Source organism: Brachybacterium sp. JB7, assembly GCF_003335205.1.
In the GTDB taxonomy this organism is placed as follows: domain Bacteria; phylum Actinomycetota; class Actinomycetes; order Actinomycetales; family Dermabacteraceae; genus Brachybacterium; species Brachybacterium alimentarium.
This window is the reverse complement of record NZ_QPGN01000010.1, coordinates 43,443-67,828: the sequence shown is the minus strand read 5'-3', so window position 1 is coordinate 67,828 and position 24,386 is coordinate 43,443. Positions and strand designations below refer to the sequence as shown.

Annotated in this window: 26 protein-coding genes; 24 read left to right on the top strand and 2 right to left on the bottom strand. The window is 66.7% G+C overall.

Annotated features, from left to right (window positions below):
* Positions 1–21 precede the first annotated feature (21 nt).
* From CIK81_RS12540 to tuf, 6 genes are all read left to right on the top strand, one after another.
* On the top strand, positions 22–3,906 hold the full coding sequence (locus tag CIK81_RS12540) for a DNA-directed RNA polymerase subunit beta' (RefSeq protein ID WP_096163300.1): 3,885 nt from the start codon (positions 22–24) through the stop codon (positions 3,904–3,906).
* A gap of 481 nt (positions 3,907–4,387) precedes the next feature.
* Complete coding sequence (locus CIK81_RS12535; RefSeq protein WP_096163299.1) at positions 4,388–5,653, top strand: resuscitation-promoting factor; 1,266 nt, start codon at positions 4,388–4,390, stop codon at positions 5,651–5,653.
* Positions 5,654–6,186: 533 nt separating this feature from the next.
* On the top strand, positions 6,187–6,561 hold the full coding sequence (gene rpsL / locus CIK81_RS12530) for a 30S ribosomal protein S12 (protein ID WP_096163298.1): 375 nt from the start codon (positions 6,187–6,189) through the stop codon (positions 6,559–6,561).
* Entirely contained in the window at positions 6,561–7,031 is a 471-nt protein-coding gene (gene rpsG / locus CIK81_RS12525; protein ID WP_096163297.1) for a 30S ribosomal protein S7, read from the top strand. The genes rpsL and rpsG overlap by 1 nt, the downstream gene beginning before the upstream one ends.
* A gap of 90 nt (positions 7,032–7,121) precedes the next feature.
* Positions 7,122–9,269 (top strand): elongation factor G, encoded by a 2,148-nt coding sequence (fusA, locus tag CIK81_RS12520; RefSeq protein ID WP_096163296.1) that lies wholly within the window; start codon positions 7,122–7,124, stop codon positions 9,267–9,269.
* A gap of 124 nt (positions 9,270–9,393) precedes the next feature.
* Entirely contained in the window at positions 9,394–10,581 is a 1,188-nt protein-coding gene (tuf, locus tag CIK81_RS12515; RefSeq protein ID WP_096163295.1) for an elongation factor Tu, read from the top strand.
* A 356-nt stretch (positions 10,582–10,937) separates the two neighbouring features.
* On the opposite strand, the gene CIK81_RS18355 is transcribed toward tuf, so the two are convergent.
* On the bottom strand, positions 10,938–11,927 hold the full coding sequence (locus tag CIK81_RS18355; protein ID WP_096163294.1) for a general stress protein: 990 nt from the start codon (positions 11,925–11,927) through the stop codon (positions 10,938–10,940).
* Positions 11,928–12,242: 315 nt separating this feature from the next.
* Between CIK81_RS18355 and ngcE the strand changes: the two genes are divergently transcribed.
* The 14 genes from ngcE (at position 12,243) to rpsQ (ending at position 21,780) form a co-directional block, all read left to right on the top strand.
* Positions 12,243–13,697, top strand: a complete 1,455-nt coding sequence (gene ngcE / locus CIK81_RS12505; protein WP_096163293.1) for an N-acetylglucosamine/diacetylchitobiose ABC transporter substrate-binding protein — start codon at positions 12,243–12,245, stop codon at positions 13,695–13,697.
* Positions 13,697–14,665, top strand: a complete 969-nt coding sequence (locus tag CIK81_RS12500; protein WP_241964149.1) for a carbohydrate ABC transporter permease — start codon at positions 13,697–13,699, stop codon at positions 14,663–14,665. Before ngcE ends, CIK81_RS12500 begins: the two co-directional genes overlap by 1 nt.
* Entirely contained in the window at positions 14,662–15,570 is a 909-nt protein-coding gene (locus CIK81_RS12495) for a carbohydrate ABC transporter permease (protein WP_096163291.1), read from the top strand. Before CIK81_RS12500 ends, CIK81_RS12495 begins: the two co-directional genes overlap by 4 nt.
* A 518-nt stretch (positions 15,571–16,088) precedes the next feature.
* Positions 16,089–16,397, top strand: coding sequence for a 30S ribosomal protein S10 (rpsJ, locus tag CIK81_RS12490; protein ID WP_087484116.1), 309 nt, complete (start codon positions 16,089–16,091; stop codon positions 16,395–16,397).
* 11 nt (positions 16,398–16,408) lie between these two features.
* A complete protein-coding gene (gene rplC, locus CIK81_RS12485; protein WP_096163290.1) occupies positions 16,409–17,089 on the top strand; it encodes a 50S ribosomal protein L3 in 681 nt (226 codons plus the stop codon).
* Positions 17,090–17,094: 5 nt separating this feature from the next.
* Positions 17,095–18,036 (top strand): 50S ribosomal protein L4, encoded by a 942-nt coding sequence (gene rplD, locus CIK81_RS12480; protein WP_096163289.1) that lies wholly within the window; start codon positions 17,095–17,097, stop codon positions 18,034–18,036.
* A complete protein-coding gene (gene rplW, locus CIK81_RS12475) occupies positions 18,033–18,335 on the top strand; it encodes a 50S ribosomal protein L23 (protein WP_096163288.1) in 303 nt (100 codons plus the stop codon). The genes rplD and rplW overlap by 4 nt, the downstream gene beginning before the upstream one ends.
* 46 nt (positions 18,336–18,381) lie before the next feature.
* Complete coding sequence (gene rplB, locus CIK81_RS12470) at positions 18,382–19,218, top strand: 50S ribosomal protein L2 (protein WP_096163287.1); 837 nt, start codon at positions 18,382–18,384, stop codon at positions 19,216–19,218.
* Between the two features lie 18 nt (positions 19,219–19,236).
* The gene (gene rpsS / locus CIK81_RS12465; protein WP_096163286.1) at positions 19,237–19,518 is read left to right on the top strand and encodes a 30S ribosomal protein S19; all 282 of its coding nucleotides are present in this window, start codon (positions 19,237–19,239) and stop codon (positions 19,516–19,518) included.
* Between the two features lie 53 nt (positions 19,519–19,571).
* On the top strand, positions 19,572–19,925 hold the full coding sequence (gene rplV / locus CIK81_RS12460; protein ID WP_096196620.1) for a 50S ribosomal protein L22: 354 nt from the start codon (positions 19,572–19,574) through the stop codon (positions 19,923–19,925).
* A 10-nt stretch (positions 19,926–19,935) separates the two neighbouring features.
* Positions 19,936–20,775: a 30S ribosomal protein S3 gene (gene rpsC / locus CIK81_RS12455; RefSeq protein ID WP_096163284.1), complete on the top strand. Its 840-nt coding sequence runs from the start codon at positions 19,936–19,938 to the stop codon at positions 20,773–20,775.
* A 5-nt stretch (positions 20,776–20,780) separates the two neighbouring features.
* On the top strand, positions 20,781–21,200 hold the full coding sequence (rplP, locus tag CIK81_RS12450) for a 50S ribosomal protein L16 (RefSeq protein ID WP_096163283.1): 420 nt from the start codon (positions 20,781–20,783) through the stop codon (positions 21,198–21,200).
* Positions 21,200–21,433 carry a 50S ribosomal protein L29 gene (gene rpmC, locus CIK81_RS12445; protein WP_096163282.1) on the top strand — a complete coding sequence of 78 codons (234 nt, stop codon included), beginning with the start codon at positions 21,200–21,202 and terminating at the stop codon, positions 21,431–21,433. The genes rplP and rpmC overlap by 1 nt, the downstream gene beginning before the upstream one ends.
* Before the next feature lie 20 nt (positions 21,434–21,453).
* A complete protein-coding gene (gene rpsQ / locus CIK81_RS12440) occupies positions 21,454–21,780 on the top strand; it encodes a 30S ribosomal protein S17 (RefSeq protein WP_096163281.1) in 327 nt (108 codons plus the stop codon).
* Positions 21,781–21,865: 85 nt separating this feature from the next.
* On the opposite strand, the gene CIK81_RS12435 is transcribed toward rpsQ, so the two are convergent.
* Positions 21,866–22,321: a hypothetical protein gene (locus CIK81_RS12435; RefSeq protein WP_096163280.1), complete on the bottom strand. Its 456-nt coding sequence runs from the start codon at positions 22,319–22,321 to the stop codon at positions 21,866–21,868.
* A 495-nt stretch (positions 22,322–22,816) separates the two neighbouring features.
* Here CIK81_RS12435 and rplN point away from each other — a divergent pair, with 495 nt between their 5' ends.
* Genes rplN through CIK81_RS12415 form a run of 4 tightly spaced genes read left to right on the top strand, consistent with a single transcriptional unit; the run spans position 22,817 to position 24,332 of the window.
* On the top strand, positions 22,817–23,185 hold the full coding sequence (gene rplN / locus CIK81_RS12430) for a 50S ribosomal protein L14 (RefSeq protein WP_096163279.1): 369 nt from the start codon (positions 22,817–22,819) through the stop codon (positions 23,183–23,185).
* A 1-nt stretch (position 23,186) separates the two neighbouring features.
* A complete protein-coding gene (gene rplX, locus CIK81_RS12425) occupies positions 23,187–23,573 on the top strand; it encodes a 50S ribosomal protein L24 (protein ID WP_096163278.1) in 387 nt (128 codons plus the stop codon).
* Positions 23,573–24,145: a 50S ribosomal protein L5 gene (gene rplE / locus CIK81_RS12420; RefSeq protein WP_096163277.1), complete on the top strand. Its 573-nt coding sequence runs from the start codon at positions 23,573–23,575 to the stop codon at positions 24,143–24,145. Before rplX ends, rplE begins: the two co-directional genes overlap by 1 nt.
* A gap of 1 nt (position 24,146) precedes the next feature.
* Complete coding sequence (locus CIK81_RS12415) at positions 24,147–24,332, top strand: type Z 30S ribosomal protein S14 (RefSeq protein ID WP_096163276.1); 186 nt, start codon at positions 24,147–24,149, stop codon at positions 24,330–24,332.
* The last annotated feature ends 54 nt before the right edge of the window (positions 24,333–24,386 follow it).

Sequence of the window (24,386 nt, the reverse complement as noted above, 5' to 3'; positions counted from 1 at the left end):
CCGATCGAGAGAAGGACACCTGTGATCGACGTCAACACCTTTGACGAGCTGCGCATCGGCCTCGCCACGGCCGACGACATCCGCGGCTGGTCCCACGGCGAGGTCAAGAAGCCGGAGACCATCAACTACCGCACGCTCAAGCCCGAGATGGATGGGCTCTTCTGCGAGCGCATCTTCGGTCCCACCCGGGACTGGGAGTGCTACTGCGGCAAGTACAAGCGCGTGCGCTTCAAGGGCATCATCTGCGAGCGCTGCGGCGTGGAGGTCACCAAGTCCTCCGTGCGCCGTGAGCGCATGGGGCACGTCGAGCTCGCCGCTCCCGTCACCCACATCTGGTACTTCAAGGGCGTGCCGAGCCGCCTCGGCTACCTGCTGGACCTGGCGCCGAAGGATCTCGAGAAGATCATCTACTTCGCCGCGTACATGATCACCTCCGTGGACGAGCAGGCTCGCCACGAGGACATGCCGGACCTGCAGGCCCGCTTCGACCTCGAGGTCAAGGAGCTCGCCAAGGATCGCGACGCGGCCCTGAACGACCGCGCCCTGTCCGCCGAGAAGGATCTCACCCAGCTCGAGGAGGAGGGAGCCAAGGCCGACGCGAAGCGCAAGGTCCGCGACTCCTCCGAGCGCGAGCAGGCTCAGATCCGCAAGAAGTACGACGCCGAGATCGACCGCGTCACCCGCGTGTGGGACCGCTTCAAGTCGCTCAAGGTCGCCGACCTCGAGGGCGATGAGCAGCTCTACCGTGCGATGAAGCTGCGCTACGGCACCTACTTCGAGGGCGGCATGGGCGCCGAGGCGCTCCAGCGTCGCCTGCTCGACTTCGATCTCGACGCCGAGGCCGAGCTGCTGCGCGAGGTCATCGCCACCGGCAAGGGCCAGAAGAAGGCTCGTGCGCTGAAGCGCCTGAAGGTCGTCTCGGCCTTCCGCTCCACCACGAACTCGCCCGCCGGCATGGTCCTGGACTGCGTCCCGGTCATCCCGCCGGACCTGCGTCCGATGGTGCAGCTGGACGGTGGCCGCTTCGCGACCTCCGACCTCAACGATCTGTACCGTCGCGTGATCAACCGCAACAACCGCCTCAAGCGGCTGCTGGATCTCGGCGCCCCCGAGATCATCGTGAACAACGAGAAGCGGATGCTGCAGGAGTCGGTCGACTCGCTGTTCGACAACGGCCGTCGCGGCCGTCCGGTCACCGGACCGGGCAACCGTCCGCTGAAGTCGCTCTCGGACATGCTCAAGGGCAAGCAGGGTCGTTTCCGACAGAACCTGCTGGGCAAGCGCGTGGACTACTCCGCTCGCTCCGTGATCGTCAACGGCCCGCAGCTCCACCTGCACCAGTGCGGCCTGCCCAAGGGCATGGCGCTCGAGCTGTTCAAGCCGTTCGTCATGAAGCGCCTGGTCGAGCTCTCGCACGCCCAGAACGTCAAGGCCGCCAAGCGGATGGTCGAGCGTGCACGCCCCGAGGTGTGGGACGTCCTCGAAGAGGTCATCACCGAGCACCCGGTGCTGCTGAACCGTGCGCCCACCCTGCACCGTCTCGGCATCCAGGCGTTCGAGCCGCAGCTCGTCGAGGGCAAGGCCATCCACCTGCACCCGCTCGTCTGCGCCGCGTTCAACGCGGACTTCGACGGCGACCAGATGGCTGTCCACCTGCCGCTGTCGGCGGAGGCGCAGGCCGAGGCCCGCATCCTCATGCTCTCGAGCAACAACATCCTCAAGCCGTCCGACGGTCGCCCCGTGACCATGCCCGCACAGGACATGATCATCGGTCTGTACCACATCACGACGGTCCGAGAGGACGTGCCGGGCAAGGGTCGCTCCTTCTCCTCCGAGGCGGAGGCCATCATGGCCGCCGACCGCGGGGAGCTGCACCTCAACGCCCCCGTCACCATCCGCTTCACGGACATCGTGCCGCCGAGCGACTGGCAGGCCCCCGAGGGCTGGACCGAGGGCGATCCGATCCTCCTCGAGACGACCCTCGGCTCGGTCTACTTCAACGAGACCCTCCCGCCGGACTTCCCGTTCGTGCAGGGCCAGGTCGGCAAGAAGCGTCTGGGCGGAATCGTCAACACGCTCGCCGAGCGCTACGAGAAGGGCCAGGTCGCCGCGTCCCTGGACGCGCTGAAGTCCTACGGCTTCTCGTGGTCCACCCGGTCGGGTGCGTCCTTCGCGCTGTCCGACGTCGTGACCCCGCCGAACAAGGCCGAGATCATCGCCAAGTTCGAGGCGAAGGCCGCTCAGGTCCAGGAGAACCGCGACCTCGGTCTCGTCTCCGAGAACGAGCGCAACATGGAGCTCATCGACATCTGGACCGAGGCGACCAACGAGGTCGACCAGGCGATGCGCTCCCACTTCGACTCGACCAACACCATCTTCCGGATGGTGGATTCGGGTGCACGAGGCAACTGGATGCAGGTGCGTCAGATCGCCGGTATGCGTGGTCTGGTGAACAACCCGAAGGGCGAGATCATCCCGCGCCCGATCCTCTCCAACTACAAGGAGGGGCTCTCGGTCCTGGAGTACTTCATCGCCTCCCACGGTTCCCGCAAGGGGCTCGCGGACACGGCGCTGAAGACCGCTCAGTCGGGCTACCTGACCCGTCGTCTGGTCGACGTCTCGCAGGACGTCATCGTCCGCGAGGACGACTGCGGCACCACCAAGGGCCTGGTCCTGCCGATCGCGGTCGAGGAGGGCGGCACGCTCCGTCCCCACGAGCACGCCGAGTCCACGGTCTACGGCCGTGTCCTGGCCACTGCGGCGATCGGCGCCGACGGCACCGAGGCGGCTCCGGCCGGCACGGAGCTGGGCGATGTGCTCATCGAGCAGCTCGTCGAGGCCGGCGTGCGCGAGGCGAAGATCCGCTCCGTGCTGACCTGTGACTCCGCTGTGGGAACCTGTGCTCAGTGCTACGGCCGTTCGCTCGCGACCGGCCAGCTCGTCGACATCGGCGAGGCCGTCGGCATCGTCGCGGCCCAGTCGATCGGTGAGCCCGGCACCCAGCTGACCATGCGTACCTTCCACTCCGGTGGCGTGGCCAGCGCGGATGGCGACATCACCCACGGTCTGCCCCGTATCCAGGAGCTCTTCGAGGCCCGTACCCCGGCCGGCTTCGCGCCGATCTCGGAGTTCGCCGGTCGCGCGGAGATCGAGGAGAACGACAAGCAGCGTCGGATCACGGTGACCCCGGACGACGGCTCCGAGCCGGTCGTCTACACCGTGTCCAAGCGCGTGACCCTGCTGATCGCCGACGGGGACAAGGTCGACGTCGGCCAGCAGCTCACCCAGGGTTCGGTGGATCCGAAGCAGGTGCTGCGGATCCTCGGCCCCCGCAAGGTGCAGCAGCACCTGGTGGACGAGGTGCAGAAGGTGTACATCTCGCAGGGTGTGGACATCCACGCCAAGCACATCGAGGTCATCGTGCGCCAGATGCTGCGTCGCGTGACGATCATCGAGTCCGGTGACACCGACCTGCTGCCCGGAGACTTCGCCGAGCGCGTGTCCTTCGAGCGGGAGAACCGTCGTGTCCTGTCCGAGGGCGGCCAGCCCGCCTCCGGTCGACCGGAGCTCATGGGCATCACCAAGGCGTCTTTGGCGACCGACTCGTGGCTGTCGGCGGCCTCCTTCCAGGAGACCACCCGCGTGCTCACCGAGGCCGCCCTGAACCGCAAGAGCGATCAGCTCATGGGGCTCAAGGAGAACGTCATCATCGGTAAGCTCATCCCCGCCGGTACGGGCCTGTCTCGCTTCCGTCGGATCGCGGTCGAGCCCACCGACGAGGCCAAGGCGCAGATGTACCAGGTGCCCGGATACGACGAGCTGGACTTCTCCGGCTTCGGTCAGACCGGTGCGGTCAACCTGGACGACATCGACTACGCCGATCCGTTCCGCACGGACTTCCGCTGAGTCGCTGAACGCCCCCGCGGCGGCCTGAGGGCCGGCGCGGGGAGCGGACGATGAAGGGCGGTCCCACTCCGGTGGGGCCGCCCTTCGTCATGCCCGACGACCGGCTGCGCTGGCAGTGCCCGACGGGGGAGCGGGCACCGATGCCCGAGCGGGCGCGCACCACCTGTGAGCCCGGACAGTGACGCACGACCGTGGCCGCCGCCACGGAGCACAGCCCGAACACGCCGCGAGGGTGATCTGTCGGACGTCCTGAGTCACGGGCGGGTAAAGACCTTCTGGTGGCTGCCCCAAAGTCTTGGCGTTGCCCTTCACGGGGAGCGGCTCGCGAGAAACGATGGGTCCTGGCTCCCCGTGCGACTTCCTCGCTGCGCTCCGATCGCGGACGCGCGCACGCATAGGGGGTGTCGGGCCCCGTCTCCGGGGCACTCGTGCTCAGGGATTGACGGCGCCGCCGGACGGTGGCAGAAGAACAGGTGGAACAGTGAAGAAGACCCCGTGGATCGTCGCGGCCGCAACCGCGTGCGTCGTCGTGGTGGGCGGTGGCGGCACCGCCTTCGCGATGTCGAACGAAGCGGCGCTCTCCGTGTACGGCGAGCAGTCGATGGTGCGCACGTTCTCGCAGCCCACCGTCGGTGAGCTGCTCGAGGCCCAGGGCATCTCGCTGAAGGACACCGACCTGGTGCTGCCGGACACGAGCGCACAGATCACCGACGGCATCGAGATCCAGATCATCCAGCGCACGCCGGTCACCGTGACCGTCGACGGCGAGGAGCAGGAGGTGCTCACCACCGGTGACACCGTCGCCGATGCGCTCGACGAGGTCGACTACGACGCCGACGGCGCGGCCATCTCCCCGGCCCCCGAGACCGAGCTGACCGGTGACTCCGCCGAGGTGGACGTCGTCACCCGCAAGACCGTCACGTTCAAGGGCCAGAACGGCCAGGACACCTTCGACGTCACCGCGCTGACCGTCGACGACGCGATGAAGAAGGTCCTTGGCGACATCGAGGACACCGACAAGGCCTCCGTCGACCGCGACTCGATCCTCGAGGACGGCGCCACCATCACGGTGAAGCGCGTCCGCGAGGCCGAGCGCACCGAGACCGAGGAGATCCCCTTCACGACCAAGACGGTCGAGGACGACACCCTCCTCGAGGGCAAGACCAAGACCAAGACCGAGGGCAAGAAGGGCACGGCCGAGAAGGTCTTCGCCGAGACCACCGTCGACGGCGAGGTCACCGAGTCCGAGCTGGTCTCCGAGGAGACCACGGCCGAGCCGGTCACCGAGGTCGTGCTCAAGGGCACCAAGAAGGCCCCGCAGCCCGAGGCCCCCGCCGAGACGACGAGCGAGAAGTCCTCCTCCTCCGATTCCTCGAGCTCCTCCTCGAACGAGAAGAGCGAGAAGAGCACCAAGAGCGATTCGAAGGACAGCAGCTCGCGCAGCTCCGAGCGGAAGTCCACCGACTCCGGATCCAGCAAGAGCGCACCGTCGGTGTCCGACGGCTCCGTGTGGGACCGTCTCGCCCAGTGCGAGTCCGGCGGCAACTGGTCGATCAACACCGGCAACGGCTACTACGGCGGCATCCAGTTCAACAACCAGACGTGGGCTGCCTACGGCGGCACCTCGTACGCGGCACGGGCCGACCTCGCGACCCGCGAACAGCAGATCGCCGTCGCCAAGAAGGTCCAGGCCAACCAGGGCTGGGGCGCCTGGCCCTCCTGCACCTCGCAGCTCGGGATCCGCTGAGCGGAGCCCTTCCTCGGCAGCGGTGCCCCCACGGAGCATCCGCCGGCGAGAATCCTGCACTGTGCACGAGCGCGTCGCGGATCACCGCGGCGCGCTCGTCGCTCGTCGAGTGGGAAACCGGAGCGCGCCGTCCGACGCACTGCGTCATGTGATCTGCGTCGGATGCCCGAAGAAGCTTTGACCGCGTACCACAGGCGTCAGTAGACTGCGAGTGCGTCCGGAGTGCCCTCTGGTCGTGACCCGGGACGAGAACCGCGGAACCCTTCGGGGCCTGCGGGGGGTGTCCCCCGCGAGGAGCGGATCCTCGCGGCGTGCCCGAATACGGAGAAGGCGGCCATGCCCGTCCGCTCTCCGCGGGCACCGATCACGGTCCTCCTGGACGCCCGGCAGGTGCCATCACCTGACGGGCGGGTCGATCCGCCGACTATCCCCGGGCCATGGGGACGGTGCTTCGGGTCGCCGGCCGCGCAAGCGGTCGAAGAAGTTGATCCTTCGGGGCGAACAGTTCCGAGGGCTGAACAGGAAGAGAAGCTGTGCCTACTATTCAGCAGTTGGTGCGCAAGGGGCGGGACGCCAGGTCCTCCTCCTCCAGCACGCCTGCGCTCAAGGGTTCGCCCCAGCGCCGCGGCGTCTGCACGCGCGTCTACACCCAGACCCCCAAGAAGCCGAACTCGGCGCTGCGCAAGATCGCTCGCGTGCGTCTGTCGACGGGCATCGAGGTCACCGCATACATCCCCGGTGAGGGCCACAACCTGCAGGAGCACTCCATCGTGCTCGTCCGTGGCGGCCGTGTGAAGGACCTCCCCGGTGTGCGCTACAAGATCGTCCGTGGCGCCCTGGACACCCAGTCGGTGAAGGGCCGCAAGCAGGCTCGTTCGCTCTACGGCGCGAAGAAGGAGAAGAAGTAATGCCTCGTAAGGGCCCCGCTCCCAAGCGCCAGCTCGTCGTCGACCCCGTCTACGGCTCGCCGATCGTCACGCAGCTCATCAACAAGATCCTCCTCGACGGCAAGAAGACCGTCGCCGAGGGCATCGTCTACGGCGCGCTCGAGGGCGCCCATGAGAAGAACGGCCAGGATCCGGTCGTCACCCTGAAGAAGGCCCTGGACAACATCCGTCCGAGCCTCGAGGTCCGCTCCCGTCGAGTCGGCGGCGCGACCTACCAGGTCCCGATCGAGGTCAAGCCCGGCCGCGCCACCACCCTGGCGCTGCGCTGGCTGGTCAGCTACTCCCGCGCCCGTCGCGAGAACACGATGACCGAGCGTCTGATGAACGAGATTCTCGACGCCTCCAACGGCCTCGGTGCCGCTGTGAAGCGTCGCGAGGACACCCACAAGATGGCCGAGGCCAACCGGGCCTTCGCGCACTACCGCTGGTGAGTTCCGGTGGGGCCTTCCCCTCCGGGCAGGCCCCACCGACCGCCCTCCGGCGCGTCGACCAGCTTCCGTTCTCCAGAAAGGCACAAGCCAGTGGCACTTGCAGTGCTCAGTGACCTCAACAAGGTCCGCAACATCGGCATCATGGCCCACATCGATGCCGGTAAAACCACGACCACCGAGCGCATCCTCTTCTACACCGGCGTCAACTACAAGATGGGCGAGACCCATGATGGCGCCGGCACCATGGACTGGATGGAGCAGGAGAAGGAGCGCGGCATCACCATCACGTCCGCCGCGACCACCTGCTACTGGCATGACAGCCAGATCAACATCATCGACACGCCCGGTCACGTCGACTTCACCGTCGAGGTGGAGCGCTCGCTCCGCGTGCTCGACGGCGCGGTCGCAGTGTTCGACGGCAAGGAGGGCGTGGAGCCCCAGTCGGAGACCGTGTGGCGTCAGGCCGACAAGTACGACGTGCCCCGCATCTGCTTCGTCAACAAGATGGACAAGCTGGGCGCCGACTTCTTCTTCACGGTGAAGACCATCGTCGACCGCCTCGGCGCCAAGCCGCTGGTCATGCAGGTCCCGATCGGTGCCGAGAATGACTTCAACGGCGTCGTCGACCTCGTCGAGATGAAGGCCTACGAGTGGCCCGACAAGCTCGAGGAGGACATGCCCGCGATCAACTCGAAGAAGGGTGATCCCTCGCTCGGCCAGTGGCAGCGCGAGATCCCGATCCCCGCCGACCTGCAGGACACGGTCGACGAGTACCGTGCGAAGCTGGTCGAGGACGTGGCCGAGAGCTCCGAGGAGCTCATGGACAAGTACCTCGAAGAGGGCGATCTCACCCTCGACGAGCTCAAGGCCGGCATCCGCTCGATGACCGTGAACTCCGAGGCATACCCGGTCTTCTGCGGCACCGCGTTCAAGAACAAGGGCGTCCAGCCCATGCTCAACGGTGTCATCGACTACCTGCCCTCGCCGCTCGACGTCCCCCCGATGGTCGGCCACAAGCCGAATGCCGAGGACGTGGAGCTCACGCGCAGGCCCGACTGGGACGAGCCCTTCTCGGCGCTCGCGTTCAAGGTCGCCTCGCATCCGTTCTTCGGATCGCTGACCTACGTGCGCGTGTACTCCGGCCAGGTGAAGCAGGGCGATCAGATCCTGAACGCCACCACCGGCAAGAAGGAGCGCGTCGGCAAGCTGTTCCAGATGCACTCCAACAAGGAGAACCCGGTGGAGGAGGCCTTCGCGGGCCACATCTACGCCTTCATCGGCCTCAAGGACACCACGACGGGTGACACGCTCGCCGACCCGGCGAACCCCATCCAGCTGGAGTCCATGAGCTTCCCCGAGCCCGTGATCTCCGTGGCCATCGAGCCCAAGACCAAGGGCGACCAGGAGAAGCTGGGTGTGGCCATCCAGAAGCTCGCCAAGGAGGATCCGACCTTCCAGGTGGAGCTCGACGAGGAGACCGGGCAGACCGTCATCAGGGGAATGGGCGAGCTGCACCTCGACATCCTCGTGGACCGCATGCGTCGCGAGTTCAACGTCGAGGCCAACATCGGCAAGCCCCAGGTGGCCTACCGCGAGACGATCAAGCGCGTCGTGGAGAAGTACGACTTCACCCACAAGAAGCAGACGGGCGGCTCCGGCCAGTTCGCGAAGATCCAGGTCACCTTCGGTCCTCTGACGGACGCCGAGGACGGCGTGTTCTACGAGTTCGAGAACAAGGTCACCGGCGGCCGCATCCCGCGCGAGTACATCCCGAGCGTGGACGCGGGCATCCAGAGCGCCCTCGAGTCGGGCATCATCGCCGGCTACCCGGTGGTCAACGTCCGGGCCACGCTGCTCGACGGTGCGTTCCACGACGTCGACTCCTCGGAGATGGCGTTCAAGATCGCCGGCTCCATGGCGGCCAAGGAGGCCCTGCGCAAGGCGCAGCCGGTCCTCCTCGAGCCCCTCATGGACGTCGAGGTCCGTACTCCTGAGGAGTACATGGGAGATGTCATCGGCGACCTGAACTCGCGACGCGGGCAGGTCCAGTCGATGGAGGACGCGAGCGGGGTCAAGATCGTCCGTGCTCTCGTCCCGCTGTCCGAGATGTTCGGGTACGTCGGCGACCTGCGGTCCAAGACCCAGGGTCGCGCGATGTACACGATGCAGTTCGACAGCTACGCGGAGGTCCCCTCCAGCATTGCTGAGGAGATCATCGCGAAGACCCGGGGCGAGTGAGACGAGGGGGAACAGGTAGGCTCCTTCTCCTGCTCCCCCTCTTCCATCGGGCCGCCTCCCACCAGGAGGGGCACCGATCCCGATCCAGAAGTACCACGATTAGAAGTCCTAGGAGGACAACATCATGGCCAAGGCCAAGTTCGAGCGGACCAAGCCGCACGTCAACATCGGCACCATCGGTCACGTCGACCATGGCAAGACCACGCTGAGCGCAGCGATCTCCAAGGTTCTGTACGACCGGTTCCCGGAGATCAACCAGAAGCGTGACTTCGACACGATCGATAACGCGCCCGAGGAGAAGCAGCGCGGCATCACGATCAACGTCTCGCACATCGAGTACGAGACCGACAAGCGCCACTACGCGCACGTCGACGCCCCCGGTCACGCTGACTACGTCAAGAACATGATCACCGGCGCCGCTCAGATGGATGGCGCGATCCTCGTGGTCGCCGCCACCGACGGCCCGATGGCTCAGACCCGTGAGCACGTCCTGCTCGCCAAGCAGGTCGGCGTTCCGTACCTGCTCGCAGCTCTCAACAAGTCCGACATGGTCGACGACGAGGAGATCCTCGAGCTCGTCGAGATGGAGGTCCGCGAGATGCTGGCTTCCCAGGGCTTCGACGAGGAGGCGCCTGTCATCCAGGTGTCCGCACTCAAGGCGCTCGAGGGCGACGAGAAGTGGGTCAAGAAGGTCGAAGAGCTCATGGAAGCCGTCGACGAGAAGATTCCGGACCCGGTCCGCAACCTGGACCAGGCCTTCCTCATGCCGATCGAGGACGTCTTCACGATCCAGGGTCGTGGCACCGTCGTCACCGGCAAGGTCGACCGCGGCAAGCTGTCGATCAACTCCGAGGTCGAGATCGTCGGCATCCGCGAGCCGCAGAAGACGATCGTCACCGGCATCGAGATGTTCCACAAGCAGATGGACGAGGCCTGGGCCGGCGAGAACTGCGGCCTGCTGCTTCGTGGCACCAAGCGTGAGGACGTCGAGCGCGGCCAGGTCGTCGTGAAGCCGGGCTCCATCACCCCGCACACGAACTTCGAGGGCCAGGTCTACATCCTCTCGAAGGACGAGGGCGGCCGTCACAACCCGTTCTACTCGAACTACCGTCCGCAGTTCTACTTCCGGACCACCGACGTCACCGGCGTCATCACGCTGCCCGAGGGCACCGAGATGGTCATGCCCGGCGACAACACCGAGATGACGGTCGAGCTGATCCAGCCGATCGCCATGGAGGAGGGCCTCGGCTTCGCCATCCGTGAGGGTGGCCGCACCGTGGGCTCCGGCCGCGTCACCAAGATCATCAAGTGATCTGAGCGGGGGTGACCCCGCAGCGGTGAGGCGTTCGTCCTGCGGACGCCGAGCAGCCTGAAGGCCCCGATCCGGGATACCGGATCGGGGCCTTCATGCATTCCGGAACAATGACTCCTGCGGCTCCTGCGGCTCCTGCGGCTCCTGCGACTCGTGCGACGAAGGGCGTGCACCGGGTCCGAGACTCGGACGATGCCAGGGCCGCCGACTGGGGGCAGAACGACTGGCTTGGCCCCGGGGCGCAACGGCTGCGCAGGTCCTCGCCTGGAGGGGCCGGCAGAGAAGAACCCCAGAGAAGAACCCCTGCTCCACACGACGTGGAACAGGGGTTCGGCCAACCCCGGGGAGCTGTTCGGTCAGCGACCTCGGTGGTAGTAGTCCTGAGGATCCTCGGGGCGATCCTCGCCGAAGCGGGGCTCAGCGGCGGGATCCACCTCGGGATCGGAGGAGTGAGGCCGAGAGTCTTCGTGCAGGGGAGTGCCGGCCGGCTGTCCGAAGCTGGGACGCGAGGGTCGCCCCGGGGTCTCAGAGGTCGGGGCCGACGGAGCACTCGGAGCCGGTTGGCCGTAGAGCGGGCGGCCCGTCGGAGTCTCTGCTCCCGGCGCAGCCGGTGCCGACGGGGCGGATCGCGAACCCGGCTGGCCCCCACCCGGCTGCTGCGGCGCGTTCTGCCGCGGTGCGGCCGGGTGATCGGCACCGGAGGACGGGCGGCCTCCCTGCTGGCTGGCGCCGAACGATCCCGATCCCTGCGGGCTCGCGCCGAAGGGGCCTGAACCCTGCTGCTTCGCGCCGAACTGACCGGCAGGGCCGCTGTGGCCCGGCAGCGGGGTGGCAGGGGAGACCGGTGCCGGGGCGGGTGACGCCCCCGACTCCGCGAGCAGGCGGCGCGCCTGATCAGCATGCTTGTGCTCCACGAGGAGCTCGTACTGCATCGGGATCGTCGCGACCATCGAGGTGAAGTCCCGCTTGCCGCCGGACATCGCGTACCCGATGACCGACCACACGGTGAAGAAGACGATGCCCAGCAGCACGCTGGTGAGCACCACGAGCACGTTGCTGGGCGTGATGAACATGAGCAGCAGCCCGAGGAACAGGCCCATCCACAGGCCCGACAGCACGCCCTGGCCGATCACCCGCCCCCAGGTCTTCCGGCCGGTGACCCGCTCCATCAGCTTGAGGTCGGTGCCGACGATGAGAGTGCTCTGGACCGGGAAGTGGTTGTCGGCGAGCGTATCCACCACGGCCTGGACCTCCTGATACGTGCTGTAGACCCCGAGGGAGCGCGGATACTCCAGGTCGTACAGTCGCGCGGTCAGGGGCGAGGCGGATCGTGGTGGCTGTGTCATGGGGCTACCGTAATCGAGCAGACCCGGAGCGGGCTGGATGTGCGCAGGACGCCCCGTGTGAGCAGCTGGCGAGATCGCCGCCGATGGCGCCGCCCGGGTGGCGCACTGGTGCCGCCCGGGGGAGCGGTTCGCGCCTGTCACGCGCAGCGACATCACAGTTCGATGACACGTGTTCACCTTCGACGTACCTCCGACCGGAAGTGGGCTGGACCACGTAGCATGTCGAGCACCACTCGTCCCGTGGGACGAGCAGCTGTGCAGCTTCGTGGTGCACGAGCGACCTTTTCGACGACGAAGACGAAAGAGGACCCGATCATGGGCACTTCCCCTGAGGACATGACCCCGCTCGACAGGCTCGGCGCCTCTCGACGCAATTTCCTGGCGCTCGCCTCAGCAGGCACCGGCGCCGTCGCTCTGAGCGCCTGCGCCGCCGGCGGAGGCGGGGACGACGACGAGTCCGATGCGGGCGGCGCGCCCGAAGGCGGCGGCGAGGTCAGCGACGACAACCCGTTCGGCATGGCCGAGGACGAGCCGGTCGATGTCGTCATCTTCAATGGTGGCTATGGAGATCAGTACGCCAAGGACTCCGGCGAGAAGTATCAGGAGCTGCACCCCGACTCCGAGGCGAAGGTCAGCTCGACGGTCAACATCCAGTCGGACCTCCAGCCCCGCTTCATCGGCGGCAACCCGCCGGATCTCTTCGACAACTCCGGCGCCCAGTCGATGAACGCGTCGGCCCTGATCTCCGAGGGCAGCCTTGCAGAGCTCGACAGCCTGATCGACGCGCCCTCCCTGGACGGCGACGGCACGATCGGAGACACGCTCCTGCCGGGGGTCCTCTCGCCGGGGACCTATTCGGGCAAGCTCTTCGCCCTGAACTACATGTACACCGTCTTCGCCCTGTGGTACTCGGCGAAGCAGTTCGAGGACAAGGGCTGGGAAACGCCCAAGACCTGGGACGACGTCATGACCATCGGCGAGGCGGCGAAGGGCGAGGATCTCGCGCTGTTCGCCTGGGGCGGCCAGAACGCGGCGGACTACTACCACGAACTCGCGATCTCGATGGCGATCAAGGAGGCCGGGCCGGACCTGGCCAAGAAGCTGGACTCGCTCGATGACGACGCCTATTCGCAGGACGCCGTGGTCGCGGCGTTCACCGCGATCGAGGATGCCGTCTCCGCCGGCTACTTCCTCTCCGGCGGCGCCGGCATCAAGCACACCGAGGCGCAGACCGAATGGGTGACGGGCAAGGCCGTCATGTACCCCTCCGGATCCTGGATCGAGAACGAGCAGCGCGACACCACGCCCGACGACTACGAGATGACCGGCGCGGCGACGCCCATGCTCAGCGAGTCCGCAGCGATGGGTGAGGCGGCGATGCACGGCGCCGCCGGAGAACCCTTCATGGTGCCGGCGAAGGCGGCCAACGGCGCCGGTGGCCTCGAGTTCCTGCGCGTCATGCTCAGCAAGGAGATGTGCCAGAACTTCTCCGAGCTCACCTCGTCGATGACGATCGTGCAGGACACCATCCCCGAGGATGCCTTCGGCTCCACCGCGCTCGCCTCCGTCAACGCGATGACCGAGGCTGCGGGCGATGACGTCTTCAACTTCAACTTCACCGACTGGTACGGGCTCGGAGACGACTTCAAGCCGCTGTGGGCCGAGTTCCTCAACGGTGACCTGACCGCCGAGCAGGCGCTCGAGAAGTCCCAGGAGGTCATCGACAAGGTCCGGGAGGACGACGGCATCGAGAAGTTCGACGTCGAATGATGGCTGCAGTCCCCACCGCCGCACCCCCCGCGGCCACACCGTCGGCCCGGGGGATGCGGCGCCGTCTGACGCCCTCGCGAGTGCTGTTCTTCGCCTTGTTCCTCGGGCTGCCGCTGGTGGTCTACGTGGTCTTCGTGGTGTCGCCGTTCCTGCAGGCGTTCTACTACTCGATGACCGACTGGCGCGGCCTCGCCCGCGCCCCGCAGTGGATCGGGCTGGACAACTACGTCACGCTCGCGAACGACCCGATCTTCCGCAAGGCGCTCTCGAACAACCTGATCCTCATGATCCTGCTGCCCACGATCACGATCACGCTGTCGTTCGCGCTCGCGGTGCTGGTCACCGTGGGCGGGAACAGCAGGGGGAAGATCTCCGGGATCCCGGGAGCGGCCGTCTTCCGCATCGTGAGCTTCTTCCCGTACGTGATCCCGGCGGTCGTCGTCGGCATCCTGTTCGGGTTCATCTACTCGCCCAACGGGGGCCTGCTCAACGGTGGGCTGAACGTGCTCGGGCTGGACGTCTCGATCGCCTGGCTGGGCGACCGCCGACTGGCGATGCCGGCGGTGATGGCGGCAGTCATCTGGAGCCTCGTGGGCTTCTACATGGTGCTGTTCGTCGCGGCGATCAAGTCCATCCCGTCCGAGATCGTCGAGGCCGCGCGTATCGACGGTGCCGGGCGTCTGCGCCTGGCGGTGCGGGTCATCCTGCCGATGGTGCGGGAGAACGTCTCCACCGCCGCGGTCTACATGGGGATCATGGCGCTGGACATGTTCGTCTACATCAATGTCATGACGCCCAGCGGCGGCATCGGCAAGAGCACCGAGGTGGTCTCGCGGTACCTGTACGAGACCGCGTTCAGCGAGTCCCGCTTCGGGCTCGCCTCCGCCATGGGTGTCGTGATGGCGCTGGTGACCATGCTGATGGCCGTGATCGTCCTGTTCGGGACCCGGCAGAAGGGGGACGAATGAGCGTCTCGCACACCACCGCGCCGGCCGGCACCGAGCAGCCCCGGCCGCCGGCGCAGCAGCGTCGCAACCGCGGCCCTGCAGGCGACCGGATCTTCACGGTCGTCGCCCAGATCATCCTGGGCATCTGGTCGCTGCTGGTGATCCTGCCGCTGGTCTGGACCGTCTTCAGCTCGTTCAAGTCGACGAAGGGGATCCTGTCCTCGCCGTTCGCGCTGCCCGAGGAATGGAACTTCGACAACTTCGTGCGGGCGTGGAGCCAGGCCGGCATCGGCCGCTTCTTCGGCAACACCGTGCTCGTCGTCGGCTGTGCATTGATCCTGGTGATGCTGCTGGGGGCGATGTGCGCCTATGTCCTGTCCCGGTACACCTTCCCGGGTCGCAGGATCATCTATTACGCCCTCATCGCGGGCCTCACGTTCCCGCTGTTCCTCGCCGTGGTGCCGCTGTTCTTCATCATGGAGTCGATGCACATCCGGGGCACGTACTTCGGACTGATCATGGCCTACGTGGGCTTCGCGCTCCCGTTCACCGTGTTCTTCCTGTACGCCTTCTTCCGGCAGCTGCCGGAGGAGATCGCCGAGGCGGCAGCGATCGACGGTGCGGGGGACTTCCGCACCTTCTTCCAGGTGATGCTGCCGATGTCGGGACCGGGGATGGCCAGCGTGACCATCTTCAACTTCCTGGGACTGTGGAACCAGTTCCTGCTCCCGATCGTGCTGAACACCGATTCGGACAAGTTCGTCCTCGCGCAGGGCCTGGTGAATCTGCAGGCTCAGCAGGGATACCGTTCGGACTGGGCGGCGATGTTCGCCTCGGTGACGATCACGATCCTGCCGGTGCTGATCGTGTACATGATCTTCCAGCGCCAGCTCTCCGGCGGGATCGGTCCGAGCACGAACAAGTGACCGCCCCTCTCGAGGCGGCGCCGTTCCCGGCGTCGCCGTGGAGGGTCTGTCGTCGAGGACCAGGTCTGCCTCCGAAGCAGTCTCGAGGCCCTCGACGCGGCTCCCGCCACGGCACACCCGCATACCCGCATCCCGGCGCACCGGCCGCGTCCCGCGAAGTCCGCAGGACGCGGCCGGTCCGCTGTGCTGCGTGATCTGTGACGGGGTGCACGCGACCTCCCCTTGTGAGGCACTCGGAGGCGTGGCAGACTAGACGAGTTGTCTGCGTGGGCCGATATTCCCGGTTCCGTTCTCCCAGGCTCTTGGCCCGGGCGAATGATCACCGGATGAGGTCCATCCCGAGGATGCGAACTGTGCCATTGCGCAGATCGCGCATCGAGACGAGGGAACAGACGCAGAAGCAGCCGATACTCGGCGGCCGCAGGCTGGGCTCGTGTGCCCCGCGGAGGCCGACACGCCCGTCCTCGGGTACCGGGGATCGGGTGTATCCATGCCAGACGAAAGAGAGACAGGACGCCATGGCGGGACAGAAGATCCGCATCCGGCTCAAGTCGTACGACCACGAGGTGATCGACACCTCCGCGCGCAAGATCGTGGACACGGTCACCAGCGCGGGCGCGACTGTTGTGGGCCCGGTGCCGCTGCCGACGGAGAAGAACGTGTTCTGTGTGATCCGTTCTCCCCACAAGTACAAGGACTCTCGTGAGCACTTCGAGATGCGTACGCACAAGCGACTGATCGACATCGTCGATCCCACGCCCAAGGCCGTGGATTCGCTCATGCGTCTCGATCTGCCCGCAGATGTCAATATCGAGATCAAGCTCTGAGGCAGGTGGACATGAGCAACGAACTGACCGGCCAGAAGGCCCGTCCGGTGTCCGGCGTGCTCGGCACCAAGCTCGGCATGACCCAGGTCTGGGACGAGAACGGAAAGCTCGTCCCGGTCACCGTCGTGCAGACCGGTGCGAACGTCGTGACCCAGATCCGGTCCGTCGAGACCGACGGCTACGACGCCGTGCAGATCGCCTACGGGCAGATCGACCCGCGCAAGGTGTCGGCCCCGCTCAAGGGCCACTTCGAGAAGGCCGGCGTGACCCCCCGCCGTCACCTCGTCGAGCTGCGCACCGGCAACGCCGGTGACTACTCCCTCGGCCAGGAAATCGACGCGTCGATCTTCGAGTCGGGCCAGAAGGTCGACGTCGTCGGCACCTCCAAGGGCAAGGGCACCGCGGGCGTCATGAAGCGCCACGGGTTCGCCGGTGTCGGCGCTTCTCACGGCCAGCACCGCAACCACCGCAAGCCGGGTTCCATCGGCGGCGCCTCCACCCCCGGTCGTGTCTTCAAGGGTCAGCGCATGGCTGGCCGTATGGGCAGCGACCGCACCAGTGTCCAGAATCTGACCGTTCACGCGGTCGACGCCGAGAAGGGCCTCGTGCTCGTCAAGGGTGCCGTTCCCGGCCCCAAGGGCGGCCTCGTGCTCGTCCGCTCGGCTGTCAAGAGCCCCGCGAAGGAGGCCTGAGCCCGATGGCAGCGAACCTGACTGTCGACGTGCTCGATACGGCCGGTAAGAAGTCCGGCACCGTCGAGCTGCCCGCGTCGATCTTCGACGTGCAGACGAACGTGGCCCTGATCCACCAGGTGGTCGTCGCCCAGCAGGCGGCCGCTCGTCAGGGCACCCACAAGGCCAAGACCCGCGCCGAGGTGCGTGGCGGCGGCAAGAAGCCCTGGAAGCAGAAGGGCACCGGTCGTGCCCGTCAGGGCTCCCTCCGTGCGCCGCAGTTCGCCGGTGGCGGCACCGTCCACGGGCCCGTCCCGCGTGACTACAGCCAGCGCACCCCGAAGAAGATGAAGGCCGCCGCCCTGCGCGGAGCCCTCTCGGATCGGGCCCGCAACGGCCGCGTCCACGTGGTGTCGTCCCTCCTGACCGGAGATGTCGCCTCCACCAAGGCCGCGCGCATCACCCTGTCCCACGTCTCCGACCGCCGGCACGTGCTGGTCGTCGTGCGTCGTGACGACGATCTGGGCGCGCTGAGCTCCCGCAACCTGCCTGTCGCCCACGTCCTGTACGCGGACCAGGTGAACACCTACGACGTCATGCTCGCCGACGACGTGGTCTTCACCTCCGGTGCGCTCGAGGACTTCGTGGCCCAGGCGACCCTGACGCTCCCCACCTCGACCTTCGCCACGGCGAGGTCCGCTGCTGCCGCTCCGGCCGCCGCTGTCGAGGAGGCCCCCCACGGTGCAGGTTCGGCGGCCCCCCTGGCCGACGGCTCCGCTCCCGAGGGCTTCACGATCAAGGGCAACCAGGGCTCGATGAAGTTCCACACCGAGGACTCCCCGTGGTACGGCCGCACCAAGGCCGAGGTCTGGTTCACGACCGAGGAGGCCGCCAAGGCCGCCGGATTCGTGAACGCGGTCAAGGAGTCCACCCCGGCCGATGAGGCCGCCGAGGAGGAGTCGAAGTGACCTCGCTGAACAAGGATCCCCGCGACGTCCTGCTGGCCCCGGTCGTCTCCGAGAAGAGCTACGGGCTGATGGACAACGGCAAGTACACCTTCCTGGTGGCTGCCGACGCCAACAAGACCGAGATCAAGATCGCCGTCGAGAAGGTCTTCGACGTCAAGGTCGCCTCGGTGAACACGATCAACCGTCAGGGCAAGTCGCGCCGCACGCGCTTCGGCACCGGCAAGCGCAAGGACACCAAGCGCGCCATCGTCACCCTGAACGACGGAGCCATCGACATCTTCGGAGGGTCGGTCGCCTGAGGCGGCCGATATCCGAGGAGCCGAAGAGAGTCTGAGGGAAACCCACATGGCAATTCGTAAGAGCAAGCCGACCACCCCCGGTCGTCGCGGCTCGAGTGGCGCCGACTTCGTCGAGGTCACCCGGTCCACGCCGGAGAAGACGCTGGTCCGACCGCTGTCCAAGTCCGGCGGTCGCAACAGCAACGGCCGTATCACGTCCCGTCACCGGGGCGGCGGCCACAAGCGTGCCTACCGCGTGATCGACTTCCGTCGTCACGACAAGGACGGCATCAACGCGAAGGTCGCTCACATCGAGTACGACCCCAACCGCACCGCGCGCATCGCGCTGCTGCACTACGTCGACGGCGAGAAGCGTTACATCCTCGCTCCGGCCAAGCTGCGCCAGGGCGACTGGATCGAGAACGGTCCGGGCGCGGACATCAAGCCCGGCAACAACCTGCCGCTGCGCAACATCCCCCTGGGCACCGTGGTGCACGCGATCGAGCTCCGGCCCGGTGGCGGCGCCAAGATCGCCCGCAGCGCCGGCGCCTCCGTGCAGCTGGTCGCCAAGGAGGGTCAGCATGCGCAGCTGCGCATGCCCTCCGGGGAGATCCGCAACGTCGATGCGCGCTGCCGCGCGACCATCGGCGAGGTGGGCAACGCCGAGCAGTCCAACATCAACTGGGGCAAGGCCGGCCGCATGCGCTGGAAGGGCAAGCGCCCTCACGTGCGCGGCGTGGTCATGAACCCCGTCGATCACCCCCATGGTGGCGGCGAAGGCCGTACCTCCGGTGGTCGCCATCCGGTTTCGCCCTGGGGTCAGCCCGAGGGCCGCACCCGTCGGCCGGGCAAGGAGAGCGACAAGCTCATCGTGCGCCGTCGTCGGACCGGCAAGAAGCGCTGATAGGGAGAAGCAGAGACAATGCCTCGCAGTATCGCCAAGGGCCCCTTCGTGGACGATCACCTTCAGAAGAAGGTCGATGTCCAGAACGAAAAGGGCACCAAGAATCTCATCAAGACCTGGTCGCGTCGTTCGGTGGTCACCCCGGACTTCCTCGGCCACACCTTCGCAGTGCACGACGGCCGCAAGCACGTCACGGTGTTCATCACCGAGTCGATGGTCGGCCACAAGCTCGGCGAGTTCGCTCCCACGCGGACTTTCAAGGGCCACGAGAAGGACGACAGAAAGGGCCGTCGTCGCTGACCTCGAGTCAGCACGGCAGCACGTCCCGACACCCAGAAGAAAGCAGGACAGCAATGGAAGCCAAGGCGCAGGTGCGGCATCTCCGCATGTCGCCCATGAAGGCTCGCCGCGTTGTGGACCTGATTCGTGGCAAGAGCACGGCCGAGGCCCTGGACATTCTGCGGTTCGCTCCGCAGTCCGCCAGTGAGCCCGTCCTCAAGCTCGTCGAGTCCGCGATCGCCAACGCGCGGGTGAAGGCAGATCAGGCAGGGGAGCGCTTCGATGAGCGCGAACTCGCCATCTCCGCCGCCTTCGTCGATGAGGGTCCGACCATGAAGCGGTTCCAGCCGCGTGCACAGGGTCGAGCCTTCCAGATCAAGAAGCGCAGCAGCCACGTCACCGTGGTCGTCGCTCCCGTGAACAAGTAAGGAGTCCCGAATGGGCCAGAAGGTCAATCCGAACGGGTTCCGTCTCGGGATCACGACGGAGCACACGAGCCGTTGGTTCGCCGATTCCTCCAAGGAGGGTCAGCGCTACCGCGACTACGTGAAGGAAGACGTCGCGATCCGCGAACTCATGTCCAAGGGCATGGAGCGGGCCGGCATCTCCAAGATCGAGATCGAGCGCACCCGTGACCGCGTCCGCGTCGACCTCCACACCGCCCGCCCGGGCATCGTCATCGGGCGTCGTGGTGCAGAGGCCGAGCGTCTGCGCGGAGCACTGGAGAAGCTCACCGGCAAGCAGATCCAGCTGAACATCCTCGAGGTCAAGAACCCCGAGGCCGACTCTCAGCTGGTCGCACAGGGCATCGCCGAGCAGCTCGCCGCCCGTGTCTCCTTCCGTCGTGCGATGCGCAAGGGCATGCAGTCCGCCCAGCGTGCCGGCGCGAAGGGCATCCGAGTGGCCGTCTCCGGTCGCCTCGGTGGCGCCGAGATGAGCCGTAACGAGTTCTACCGCGAGGGTCGCGTGCCGCTGCACACCCTTCGCGCGAACATCGACTATGGCTTCTACGAGGCCCGCACCGCCTTCGGCCGTATCGGCGTGAAGGTGTGGATCTACAAGGGCGACGTCACCGCCAAGGAGCTCGCGGCTCAGCAGGCCGCCTCGCAGGGTCCCCGCTCCGGCGGCCGTGGTCCTCGTGCCGAGCGCCCCCGTGGCCGTCGTAACGAGCGCAACGCCTCCGCGCGTCGGGAGAACACGGACTCTGCACCGCAGAGCGCCGCTCCCGCCGAGCAGACCGCGTCCGCTCCCGCACAGCAGTCCGGAACGGAGGCCTGAGCGACATGCTGATCCCCCGCAGGACCAAGCACCGCAAGCAGCACCACCCGACCCGCAGCGGCATGGCCAAGGGCGGCACCGAGCTCGCGTTCGGCGACTACGGCATCCAGGCGCTCGCGCCTGCCTACGTCACCAACCGTCAGATCGAGGCTGCACGTATCGCCATGACCCGCTACATGAAGCGTGGCGGCAAGGTGTTCATCAACATCTACCCCGATCGACCCCTCACCAAGAAGCCTGCCGAGGTCCGCATGGGCTCCGGTAAGGGCTCTGTGGAGTGGTGGATCGCCAACATCAAGCCGGGACGGGTCATGTTCGAGATCGCCGGTGTCGACGAGGACGTTGCTCGTGAGGCCCTGCGCCTTGCGATGCACAAGCTCCCCATGAAGTGCCGCATTCTGAGCCGAGAGGGTGGTGACATCTGATGGCAGCGACCAAGCTCACCGCCGAGGAGATCGACAAGCTGGACGACCTCAAGCTTGCCGAAGAACTGGCCAAGGCCAAGGACGAGCTGTTCAAGCTTCGTTTCCAGTCCGCTACCGGTCAGCTCGAAAGCTCCGGCCGCCTGCGGTCCGTCAAGAAGGACATCGCACGGATCTACACGATCCTGCGCGAGCGCGAGCTGGGCATCCGTCAGGCCCCCGGCTCCGCCGAGTGACCGCGAAGCGAGGAACAGAGATGACTGAGAACAGCAAGGCCGAGTCCCCGGCCGTCGAGGAGCTCGACAAGGAAGGCGCTCACGCGTCCTCCCAGGAGCGTCCCTACCGCAAGACCGTTCGCGGCTTCGTGGTCTCCGACAAGATGGAGAAGACGATCGTCGTCGAGGTCGAGGAGCGTGTGAAGCACGCTCGCTACGGCAAGGTCACGACCAAGACCAGCAAGTTCAAGGCCCACGACGAGGAGAACACCGCCGGCATCGGCGACCGTGTCCTCATCATGGAGACCCGTCCGACCTCCGCTTCCAAGCGGTGGCGTCTGGCGGAGATCCTCGAGCGCGCCAAGTGATCCAGCGGTCCTCGTGACCGCAGCTGGAATCTGAGAAGGGCCGGTCCTCCCACAGGGAGGGCCGGCCCTTCTTGTCTGCGAGCGGCTACTGGTCGCCGGAGGTGGGGGAGGGCTCCGCGCTCTGCGGACCGTCTGCGGTGAGCCGCATCAGCAGGGCGCCGGCGTAGGCGTCCTCCGCGTGGGGCGCCCGCACCTCCTGGACCTCGCCCCGGGGGTCGAGGACAGCGGAGACGACGAAGCCGCCGTCCTGCTCGCGCCGCAGGGAGACGAAGTCCGTGCCGAGCGCGTCACGCAGCTGCTCCTCGCGGGGGATCCAGAGGGCCTCGTGCTGCTCCACGGAGTCCAGTGCCCATTCCGTGGTGCCGTTGAAGCGGAAGATCTTCTGCCCGGAACGCCCCTCGGCGGACTCGATCACCATCGACGAGAGCATGAACGCCTCGTCGCGCAGCTGCTCGGTGTCGATCGCGAACAGATCCCCCTCCGCGGGGAACCATGGAAGTCCTGCATGCTGGAGCCGTCGGGCGACGTCGATGTCGATCATGCGTCGAGTCTAGGGGTGGCCCTCGGTGCCGCGCCGAACGGATGGGCGCTGCCGTCGCAGAGCCGTCCTCTCCCGCTCCCTCTCGGCGGGACGTTCTACCGGGAGTGCGGGCCAGGAGAGCAAGGACACACCCGCTTCTTGTCCTTCGCGGGGTGACACCGCAGCGTGGTAGCGCGTAGTCTTGAGCAGTTGCCGGACGACTGTCCCCATGCGCCCCTGCGGTGTGAGAGGACGGACGTCCGTGACAGGATCCGGTAGCACCAGATCCATCCTCGCCGGAGACCTTGCACGAGACAGCGAACGTTCCGCGTTCTCCACGCTAGTGCTTGAGTCCGGCAGAGGGTTTTTTGGTGCCCGGGACCCGTCGGCGGTGACGCCAGAGGTCGCAGCTGCGACCAGCGGCGATATCGGGCATGGTCCACATTCCGTTCCGCAAGGCTCGGCCGGCTCGCTCCCGCGGGCGGGAAGAGAACCGGTGAGACGATAGGAGAACGAGTGATTCAGCAGGAGTCGCGACTGAAGGTCGCCGACAACACGGGTGCCAAGGAGATTCTGTGCATCCGCGTTCTCGGTGGCTCCGGTCGCCGTTACGCCAGCATCGGCGACACCATCGTGGCGACCGTCAAGGACGCCATCCCCGGTGGCAACGTCAAGAAGGGCGACATCATCAAGGCTGTCGTCGTCCGCACGTCCAAGGAGCGTCGTCGCGTCGACGGTTCCTACATCCGCTTCGATGAGAATGCAGCGGTGATCCTCAAGGCCGACGGGGAGCCCCGCGGTACGCGCATCTTCGGCCCGGTCGGTCGCGAGCTGCGCGACAAGCGCTTCATGAAGATCATCTCGCTGGCACCGGAGGTGCTGTGATATGGCAAAGATGAAGATCAAGAAGGGCGACCTCGTCCAGGTCATCACGGGGCGCACGAGCGACGGCGACAAGGCCGCCGCACGCAGCCTCAAGGCCGGCGACAAGGGCAAGCAGGGTCGAGTGCTGCAGGTGTTCCCCGACACCCAGCGTGTCCTCGTCGAGGGCATCAACCGTCGCACCCACCACCTCAAGGCGGACCAGGCCGGAGGCGCGGGCGGCATCGAGCAGCGCGAGGCTCCTCTGCACGTCTCGAACGTGGCCCTGGTCGACCCGGAGGACAACAAGCCGACCAAGATCGGTTACCGCGTCGAGACCGTTGAGCTCGAGAACGGCCGCTCCAAGCAGGTGCGCGTCCGCTTCGCCAAGCGCTCCGGGAAGGACATCTGATGTCAGAGACCACTGCCACGCAGACGCCCACCCCGCGTCTGAAGGCCCGCTACAACGAGTCCATCAAGACGGAGCTGACCGAGCAGTTCGGTTACCAGAACGTCATGCTGGTCCCCGGGCTGACCAAGATCGTCGTGAACATGGGCGTCGGCGACGCCGCTCGCGACTCCAAGGTCATCGACGGTGCCATCCGCGATCTCGCGGACATCACCGGACAGAAGCCCCAGGTCACCAAGGCCCGCAAGTCCATCGCGCAGTTCAAGCTGCGTGAGGGCATGCCGATCGGTGCGCACGTCACCCTGCGCAACGCTCGCATGTGGGAGTTCCTGGACCGTCTGCTGTCGACCGCGCTGCCGCGCATCCGCGATTTCCGCGGACTGTCGCCGAAGCACTTCGACGGCAACGGCAACTACACCTTCGGTCTCACGGAGCAGGTCATGTTCCACGAGATCGACCAGGACAAGATCGACCGCGTCCGCGGTATGGACATCACGGTCGTGACCACTGCGAAGACCGACGACGAGGGACGCGCGCTGCTGAAGCTGCTCGGCTTCCCCTTCAAGGAGAACTGATATGGCGAAGACAGCCCTGATCAAGAAGTCGGAGCGCAAGCCGAAGTTCGGCGTCCGCGCCTACACCCGGTGCCAGCGCTGCGGTCGACCGCATTCCGTGTACCGCAAGTTCGGGCTCTGCCGAGTCTGCCTTCGCGAGATGGCTCACCGCGGTGAGCTCCCCGGCGTGACCAAGAGCAGCTGGTAAGAACTACCGCCAGAGGTCCCGAGGCACAGCAATGATGCCGAGGGAAACCAGGTG

What these genes read in the sequence shown, in the direction of transcription:
- rpsG (WP_096163297.1), top strand. Translation starts at nt 6,561, where the DNA reads ATGCCTCGTAAGGGCCCCGCTCCCAAGCGCCAGCTCGTCGTCGACCCC.
- tuf (WP_096163295.1), top strand. Translation starts at nt 9,394, where the DNA reads ATGGCCAAGGCCAAGTTCGAGCGGACCAAGCCGCACGTCAACATCGGC.
- CIK81_RS18355 (WP_096163294.1), bottom strand. Translation starts at nt 11,927, where the DNA reads ATGACACAGCCACCACGATCCGCCTCGCCCCTGACCGCGCGACTGTAC.
- ngcE (WP_096163293.1), top strand. Translation starts at nt 12,243, where the DNA reads ATGGGCACTTCCCCTGAGGACATGACCCCGCTCGACAGGCTCGGCGCC.
- CIK81_RS12500 (WP_241964149.1), top strand. Translation starts at nt 13,697, where the DNA reads ATGGCTGCAGTCCCCACCGCCGCACCCCCCGCGGCCACACCGTCGGCC.
- CIK81_RS12495 (WP_096163291.1), top strand. Translation starts at nt 14,662, where the DNA reads ATGAGCGTCTCGCACACCACCGCGCCGGCCGGCACCGAGCAGCCCCGG.
- rpsJ (WP_087484116.1), top strand. Translation starts at nt 16,089, where the DNA reads ATGGCGGGACAGAAGATCCGCATCCGGCTCAAGTCGTACGACCACGAG.
- rplC (WP_096163290.1), top strand. Translation starts at nt 16,409, where the DNA reads ATGAGCAACGAACTGACCGGCCAGAAGGCCCGTCCGGTGTCCGGCGTG.
- rplD (WP_096163289.1), top strand. Translation starts at nt 17,095, where the DNA reads ATGGCAGCGAACCTGACTGTCGACGTGCTCGATACGGCCGGTAAGAAG.
- rplB (WP_096163287.1), top strand. Translation starts at nt 18,382, where the DNA reads ATGGCAATTCGTAAGAGCAAGCCGACCACCCCCGGTCGTCGCGGCTCG.
- rpsS (WP_096163286.1), top strand. Translation starts at nt 19,237, where the DNA reads ATGCCTCGCAGTATCGCCAAGGGCCCCTTCGTGGACGATCACCTTCAG.
- rplV (WP_096196620.1), top strand. Translation starts at nt 19,572, where the DNA reads ATGGAAGCCAAGGCGCAGGTGCGGCATCTCCGCATGTCGCCCATGAAG.
- rpsC (WP_096163284.1), top strand. Translation starts at nt 19,936, where the DNA reads ATGGGCCAGAAGGTCAATCCGAACGGGTTCCGTCTCGGGATCACGACG.
- rplP (WP_096163283.1), top strand. Translation starts at nt 20,781, where the DNA reads ATGCTGATCCCCCGCAGGACCAAGCACCGCAAGCAGCACCACCCGACC.
- rpmC (WP_096163282.1), top strand. Translation starts at nt 21,200, where the DNA reads ATGGCAGCGACCAAGCTCACCGCCGAGGAGATCGACAAGCTGGACGAC.
- rpsQ (WP_096163281.1), top strand. Translation starts at nt 21,454, where the DNA reads ATGACTGAGAACAGCAAGGCCGAGTCCCCGGCCGTCGAGGAGCTCGAC.
- CIK81_RS12435 (WP_096163280.1), bottom strand. Translation starts at nt 22,321, where the DNA reads ATGATCGACATCGACGTCGCCCGACGGCTCCAGCATGCAGGACTTCCA.
- rplX (WP_096163278.1), top strand. Translation starts at nt 23,187, where the DNA reads ATGGCAAAGATGAAGATCAAGAAGGGCGACCTCGTCCAGGTCATCACG.
- rplE (WP_096163277.1), top strand. Translation starts at nt 23,573, where the DNA reads ATGTCAGAGACCACTGCCACGCAGACGCCCACCCCGCGTCTGAAGGCC.
- CIK81_RS12415 (WP_096163276.1), top strand. Translation starts at nt 24,147, where the DNA reads ATGGCGAAGACAGCCCTGATCAAGAAGTCGGAGCGCAAGCCGAAGTTC.